6 protein-coding genes are annotated in these 6,360 nt (G+C 58.5%); 3 read left to right on the top strand and 3 right to left on the bottom strand.

Annotated elements, in window-relative coordinates; translation table 11 throughout:
- Positions 1-198: 198 nt before the first annotated feature.
- Positions 199-819, bottom strand: a complete 621-nt coding sequence (locus HMPREF2847_RS07390; protein ID WP_038626426.1) for a transglycosylase family protein — start codon at positions 817-819, stop codon at positions 199-201.
- Between the two features lie 869 nt (positions 820-1,688).
- On the opposite strand from HMPREF2847_RS07390, the gene HMPREF2847_RS07385 reads away from it, so the two are divergent.
- The gene (locus HMPREF2847_RS07385) at positions 1,689-2,120 is read left to right on the top strand and encodes a cold-shock protein (RefSeq protein WP_070545904.1); all 432 of its coding nucleotides are present in this window, start codon (positions 1,689-1,691) and stop codon (positions 2,118-2,120) included.
- Positions 2,121-2,192: 72 nt separating this feature from the next.
- Here the strand turns inward: HMPREF2847_RS07385 and HMPREF2847_RS07380 are convergent, their stop codons facing one another.
- The gene (locus HMPREF2847_RS07380; RefSeq protein WP_070851995.1) at positions 2,193-2,687 is read right to left on the bottom strand and encodes a DUF2771 family protein; all 495 of its coding nucleotides are present in this window, start codon (positions 2,685-2,687) and stop codon (positions 2,193-2,195) included.
- Positions 2,688-2,809: 122 nt separating this feature from the next.
- The gene (locus HMPREF2847_RS07375) at positions 2,810-3,970 is read right to left on the bottom strand and encodes a glutaminyl-peptide cyclotransferase (protein ID WP_070851994.1); all 1,161 of its coding nucleotides are present in this window, start codon (positions 3,968-3,970) and stop codon (positions 2,810-2,812) included.
- A 23-nt stretch (positions 3,971-3,993) separates the two neighbouring features.
- On the opposite strand from HMPREF2847_RS07375, the gene HMPREF2847_RS07370 reads away from it, so the two are divergent.
- Both HMPREF2847_RS07370 and HMPREF2847_RS07365 read left to right on the top strand, forming a co-directional pair.
- Entirely contained in the window at positions 3,994-4,686 is a 693-nt protein-coding gene (locus tag HMPREF2847_RS07370) for a DUF3027 domain-containing protein (protein ID WP_224792227.1), read from the top strand.
- 157 nt (positions 4,687-4,843) lie between these two features.
- Positions 4,844-6,358 (top strand): NCS2 family permease, encoded by a 1,515-nt coding sequence (locus tag HMPREF2847_RS07365; RefSeq protein WP_070851993.1) that lies wholly within the window; start codon positions 4,844-4,846, stop codon positions 6,356-6,358.
- Positions 6,359-6,360 lie beyond the last annotated feature (2 nt).

Here is a 6,360-nt window from a genome sequence, read left to right as displayed (position 1 = left end):
ACCTACCGGGCCATTTTTGTCATAAACGCAGTCACTAACTCGCGTTGGCACGCAGTCGCCAGCCATAAACGCAGGCAGTAACTCGCGCAGGCAGTAACTTACATTGGGCCGGTATCGCCAACCTGTTGAAGACAAATAGTAGCCCCGAAGGTGAATCACCCTCGGGGCTACTGTGATGAGCTGGCTAGCTCGAAAGCCTTAAATCAGCCCCTGCAGCTTCGACAGGTCGAACGGAATGGCTGCGACCAGTTCCTGCGGAAGCTCAATCTGGCCGGTCAGTGCACGGAACTCAGCGATGAGTGCCTGGGCGTCGGACAGGCTGTCGACGTTGGAGAGGCGGTCAGCGAACTGCTGGATCAGGTCGGTCTTGGAGTCGGAAGCAGCAGCTGCCGGAGCGGCCTGTGCGCGAACAGGAGCGACGCCCTGGCTCGGGTGCGGACGATCGGTCGGGCCGGAAGAGAGACCCAGGCTTGCGGAGCAAGCTGGCCATGCGCCCCAACCCTGCTGAGCCAGAACCTTCTCAGCAACGTAAATCTGCTGCTCGCGGGAAGCCTGATCAGCGGTCGAAGCGAACTCGTTACCACCGAAAGCGTTCCAGGTGCTTGCGGAGAACTGCAGGCCACCGTAGTAGCCGTTTCCGGTGTTGATGTGCCAGTTGCCACCGGACTCACACTGTGCCAGGCGGTCCCAGTCGGAGTCCGGAGCTGCAGAAGCGGTCGGTGCGAAGATAGCGGCACCGGCACCGAGGATTGCGCCGGTCAGTGCAACCTTTGCCGAAGTGGAAGCGAAGGTGTTGGTCTTAGCTGCGTGGCGAGCCATATGAAAATTTCCTTTTCGTCGATTTTCTTTGTGGCGCCAGTGGGGCTAATGCAACCCCATCTCACTCTTATGGAAAGTTCTTCACGTTGTTGGTAACGGGCCGATGTCATCGCACTGGAGTGAGATGAAGGCGATCTATGCGACTTCGTCCGTTAAACGCGTCGATTGCACACCGTAGCGGTTGGTAACGAAATAGTCACGCGAATCGCCGGATTCTTAATTTTGAGCGCAGGTGGGAAATATGCATAAAAGTAGGTGAAACTGCAGGTAAGAGACGTGACTGTTATTGGTGATGTGTAAGTTAAAACTTCAAAATGTGATAAAGCTCACGTTATCGTCTTGTTATTTTTCCTGTTTTGGCGCGTCTCCGGTACTTGAAAAGAGGCCATAAGAGATAGTCATAAAGAACCAACGCTGGCAGTTAGTTGCCGTCTCGGTGCGTCAATCCGCGAGAGTGCTCGCTTCACACAGATCCGTCTTCCCTTTATGTCCCCATCTATGGGTATAATTGAGTTCTTTAGGTAATCGGAGGTGACGTGCACATGCACGCCGCTACCGCTGCCGCCACTTCGCACTAGTAAGCAGTAATAAATAATGTGTTCCCGGTTGGAGTGCGTCCTGTTTTGGTCGCACCTTAATTAAAGGAACACCATTAAGACAGCACCCGGCCTGGCATATCCTCGCGGTCCTGTCTGGCCAAGCTCGCCCCGAGCGAGCCTCTAACTCTGGCCATTTGTGCGTGCGAGGACGGTGGCAAATGCGGAAGAATTGCATCTCCGATCCGAAGACCCCGAAGGGCAGTCACCGCTGCACAAGGGGAACGAGGTTGAGTGCCCCCAGTCACAGGGCACGGGAAGGTTAGGTGGAAAGTGCCCATCGGTAAGGTCAGGTGGTACGACAAGGATCGCGGTTTTGGCTTCGTTTCGAATCCGGACGGTGAAGATGTCTACATCGGCAGGAACGTGCTGCCGAAAGGCGTGGAAGAACTCGTAACTGGTCAGCGCCTGGAGTACGACTACGCTGACGGCCGCCCAGGCCCGCAGGCTCTCCGGATCAAGGTGCTCGACGAGGGACCGCGCGGTGCCCGTCACCGCCGTGGCGGGGCAGGTGGGGGCGCAGGAGCCCGTCGTCAAGCAAAGAAGCACAGCCCCAGCGATCTCAACGGCATGATTTCGGACATGATTTCCATGCTGGAGTCGACGGTGCAGCGTGACCTGCGCGCCGGGCGTTACCCGGAGCGTAAGGACGGCCACCAGATGGCTGAAGTCCTGCGTGCGGTCGCGCGCGAGCTGGACTCGTAAGTCGGTAGAAGATGTGAAAAACGCCCGCTCACGAAGGTGGATAACCTCAGTGAGCGGGCGTTTTGCTGTGCTTTACGACTGTTCGTTGACGATCGACCAAGTAATACCGTAGGTGGTCTCTTCACCCTCGGAGTTCTTTCCGATGAGCGCGGTGGAAACCTCCACGACCCCGAGTGGGGTGCGTTTGCCGGCAACAGCTGCGGAGCCGGCGATGGTCTCGGTCGTGGCTTCGCCCGGATCCTTGCGAGAGGTGGAGTTGACCGCATCGTCGGAGAAGAAGCGCTGCAGAGTCCAAGAGTTAGAGCCAACAGTGGAGCCGACGTTAACCTCAGCCGTCTCCTGCTCGCCCAGGGAGATCTTTGCAGCGTTGGTCTCAGTCGTGGTGCAGGCATTCTTCTCAAAGAGGTCGCAGACGCGGTAGGGAAGAACTTCTGTGGTTTCGCCGTCCTGAATGACCTCGATGGACAGCGCGTGTGGGTCGTCGATTGCCTGGTTGGTCCACTTATTGACAGCAAGGACGATGCCGGTGACGACAAGACCCACCACGACAATAGCGCCGACAACCACGAACGCCTTACTATTCTGTTGCCAGCGGCGCCTACTCGATCCCATCAACTCTCACTTCCCGACATTCGTAACGGAATTGAAGCTACGTTCAGTCACACTAGCCGTTCTCGGGCCAGATACTGCTATTCACTCACGGTAACACGGTAGGCTGTGGGCCATTTCTTCCCTGTAAGCAGGAACTGACGGGTTCCATTGGGCGAGGTAGACGAAGAATCCGGCATCAGCGCAATGCCGTTGAGCACATCAATACTGTTTCGCGCTGCCGGGGAGAGTTGCGCGTGCAGGTCGCGGAAGAGCTCGGTGGCATCGACGATGCCTGTGACCTTTCCGTCTTCTGGGGTGATGCGGTAGATGAATGGACTCTGCCAGACGTTGGCCCAAATCTCGCGGTGCGATTGCGGGGAGGTTGGTCCGTCTGTGTTGCTCTGGCTGTTTGAATCGCTCGTGTCCGCCGGTGCTTCGTCCGGAGCTGCTTCCGGATTTACGTCGGTGTCGACAGTGACGCACTCGAGTTCGTTGAGCCACGTTGTCTCCGTGCCTGCCGCAGTGACGGGCAGTTGACGCAGGGATGAGAGGTCATCAGGGGAGCGGAAAGTGAGGGTGCCACTGCCATCGGAGGTCACGATGGTGTCATCGAAGGAGCACGCGCCCCAGCCCTCGGCGTCAAAGGGAACCTCGCGACGCTGCTTGAGAGTAGCCGCATCGCGTTCTATGGCGCGTCCCTCCTTCCACGTCAGCTGCCACACGGTATCTCCATGACGGGTAAGTCCCTCGCCGAAGAGTTCAGGCTGTAAATCTTCCACGTTGGTCGGCTCGACTGCGGGATTGTCGAGCCACTGTGGTAATCGGTAAATCTGGGACTCACCGTAGAGGCCGGTGCCCATCAACAAAGAGCCATCCGGTTCGAACTCAAGGCCCTGGACAAAAGGTGCAGTGACATTCTTCGAAGCGGGAAGTGGTGGAGCGGAGATGGGATAGGACTGCTCGATCGTCAGTTTCAGTGTCGGAACGTCACCGAGCCCCGGCACCTTATCGGCACCGACCAGCTCGGAGGGGTTAACCGAAGCTGAAGTCGACCTTCCGGCGGTGCCGGAGTTCGAACCCGCACTAGCTCCACTAGCTGGGGCCTCGCCTGAGGAATTGCTACCTGAACCTGTTTCAGTCGCACAACCGGCCAATAGGACGGCAGTTGCCACGGAGAGGATGGCAGCTCGGGCCGTCGTAAAGCGTGATGAGTGGAAGGGGCGGGCGGGTTTTGCGTCGCCCGACGGGAATCTGTCCATAGCTTCACTCTAGGATAGGAAACGTGACTGAAAATCGACGACGTTCCCGAAACAGCCGCCGACGGGGGAAGGTGATGAATCACCAGGCGGTCGACACTGCCCGTACCGCGATTGAAGAGCTGGGGGAGGGGCCTGCCGGCGCGCACACTGGTGTAAGTGTCGTAGGCGAGGGCGTTGCGGTGCATCGTTTTGCAGCTGACCTGCCCGGATACAGGGGCTGGGAGTGGCATGTGGTAGTTGCGTGCGCGCCGGGCACTCAACAGGCGACGGTCAGTGAAGTGGCTCTTGTCCCCGGCGAAACCGCGCTGCAGGCGCCTGAATGGGTGCCCTACGAAGAGCGGTTGCGCCCCGGTGACCTCGGTCCGCGTGATCTGTTGCCGGCTGCGGTAGGAGATGAGCGACTCGACGGCGATGATTTGCAGACCCGCACGTTGTCGGCGCGTGGTGTGGAAGATACCGAGCAGCGCTGGGAAGAGGGCGATACCGGCTCTGAGAGTGACTTTGCTCGGGAAGCATTGCACCGTTGCCGAACCTGTGCCTTTATGGTCCCGTTGACCGGGCCGCTCGGTAAGGACTGGGGCGTGTGTGTCAACGAATGGACATTCGATGCCACGGCCGTAAGCTTTGACCACGGCTGTGGTGCTCACTCAGCTATCCCGGAAGTAACGGGGCAGGGCGCTCCCGTGGCGGAACCCTACCAGGATTCGCACCTGTAGCTTCCCGCCTAGGCAAACGCGATGACGAAGACGGTGCAGTTTCAACACCGCTGTGGTCCCAGAGACTGCACTGTGGCGGCTTTCGGCACAAAAATTCCGCTCTGACACGGACAAACACGTGGCACGGATAAAAAGAGACTCTAGAGAGGCATAAAAAATGGACAAAGGTACGTCCACCTCTGCAATATCCTCAGATGAGGCGAAGGACTCCAAGCCTGCACGGTCGGGGAGCCATCTTTCAGCAGTGGACCGCTATTTTCATATCACGGAGCGCGGTTCGACGACCGTAACCGAGATTCGCGGTGGCGTAGTGACCTTCTTCGCGATGGCCTACATCATTCTGCTCAACCCGCTGATCCTCGGCAATATCGAGGATGTCAACGGCAATAGCCTGGGGATACCGCAGGTCGCCGCTGTCACCGCGCTCGCCGCGGGCGTCATGACCATTACTTTTGGTCTCTTTGCCAAGTACCCCTTCGGTATTGCGACGGGCCTGGGCATCAACACCCTGGTTGCCGTGACATTCGTTGCTAACGAGGGGCTGGCCTGGGAAGAAGCGATGGGCCTGGTCGTGCTGGACGGCGTGATTATCGTGCTGCTGGCGCTGACCGGATTCCGAACAGCTGTCTTCCACGCGATTCCGTCCGATATGAAGGCCGCGATGAGTGTGGGCATCGGCCTATTCATCGCCATGATTGGTCTGGTCGACGGTGGCCTGGTTCGCCGTATTCCCGATGCCGCGGGCACGACTGTTCCGGTGCAGCTCGGCATCAATGGCCAGATTGCCTCGTGGCCGACCGCCGTGTTCGTCCTCGGGCTGATTATCTGCGGCATCATGGTTGTCCGCAATATTCCAGGCGGCCTGTTTATCGGCATCGTGCTGAATACCATCATTGCGCTCGCAGTCGAGGCCTTGACGGATGCGGGCCCCTCCTTCGCTGATGGCAAGCCAGTGCCGACCGGTTGGAATCTCGCGGTGCCGACTCTGCCGGACCGTGTAGGTGGTATGCCGGACTTGTCCCTCGTTGGCGCTGTGGATCTTTTCGGCTCCTTTGCCCGCGTCGGTGCCCTCAGCGCCACCATGCTGCTGTTCACTTTGGTCCTGGCTAACTTCTTCGATGCCATGGGCACGATGACTGGTCTGGGTAAGCAGGCCGCACTTGTCGATGAAGACGATGTGTTGCCGGACATGAAGCGCGCACTGGTTGTCGAAGGCACCGGTGCCATCGTCGGCGGTGCAGTCAGCTCCTCGTCGAACACTGTCTTTGTGGACTCCGCAGCGGGCATCGCCGATGGTGCACGCACTGGCCTTGCCAACATTGTCACCGGCATCCTCTTTCTGGCGGCGATGTTCTTCACCCCGCTCTATGAAATCGTGCCCATCGAGGCTGCCGCGCCTGTGCTGGTCATCGTCGGTGCCATGATGATTGGGCAGATCACCGAGATTGATTTCACCCGTTTTGACATCGCACTGCCGGCATTTTTGACTATTGTCACCATGCCGTTTACCTACTCGATTGCAAATGGTATCGGCATCGGTTTCATCACCTTTGCTGCGATGGCTATCTTCTCGGGTCGTGCCAAGTCCGTGCACCCGCTGATGTGGATTGTCTCCGGCCTGTTCGTCATCTATTTCGCTGCCGATCCGTTCACCGCTCTGCTGGGCGGTTAAAG

Origin of the sequence: Corynebacterium sp. HMSC074C03, from assembly GCF_001838285.1 — a bacterium.
Lineage (GTDB): Bacteria > Actinomycetota > Actinomycetes > Mycobacteriales > Mycobacteriaceae > Corynebacterium > Corynebacterium amycolatum.
The sequence above is the reverse complement of the archived record's forward strand: the minus strand, read 5'-3'. Positions and strand labels throughout refer to the sequence as shown.

Coding starts and splice junctions, on each gene's coding strand:
- HMPREF2847_RS07365 (WP_070851993.1), top strand. CDS start 4,844: ATGGACAAAGGTACGTCCACCTCTGCAATATCCTCAGATGAGGCGAAG.
- HMPREF2847_RS07390 (WP_038626426.1), bottom strand. CDS start 819: ATGGCTCGCCACGCAGCTAAGACCAACACCTTCGCTTCCACTTCGGCA.
- HMPREF2847_RS07375 (WP_070851994.1), bottom strand. CDS start 3,970: ATGGACAGATTCCCGTCGGGCGACGCAAAACCCGCCCGCCCCTTCCAC.